This is a genomic window from Streptococcus sp. HMSC063B03, from assembly GCF_001836965.1.
Classification (GTDB): Bacteria; Bacillota; Bacilli; order Lactobacillales; family Streptococcaceae; genus Streptococcus; species Streptococcus pneumoniae_F.
Genome location: NZ_KV831044.1, coordinates 1 through 350 on the forward strand (window position 1 = coordinate 1; position 350 = coordinate 350).

Here is a 350-nt window from a genome sequence, read left to right on the forward strand (position 1 = left end):
ACTTTCTCTGGTAAACTATCCATACAAAGTCTGATACATCTTTTCCATGAAATCCTCAAGCTCTTTTTGAACAATTTTTAATAGTCGCTCTTCTTCGGCTTGAGAGATGTCCACACTCTCTTTTATTTTTTGATTACTAATATTAGAATAGTAACTACGTTTTATGGTTAACTGATTATCTAAAATATAGTAAACATCTATTTTTTCCTCTTTTGCTGTTGTTTCAAATAAAACAGTGACTTCATTCCTTCCAGGATTTGATATTTTCAAATCAATGTCTCCTTTTATCCCTATGGAGTCAATTCCTCCATCCAATCGAATAGCTCCATCGGGAGGAACGACATAGCCTG

1 pseudogene is annotated in these 350 nt (G+C 33.7%); it reads right to left on the bottom strand.

Going from position 1 to position 350, the window contains the following annotated elements:
• Positions 1 to 15: 15 nt before the first annotated feature.
• Positions 16 to 350 (bottom strand): annotated as a pseudogene (locus HMPREF2628_RS04815) (thiol-disulfide isomerase); the annotation flags it as partial.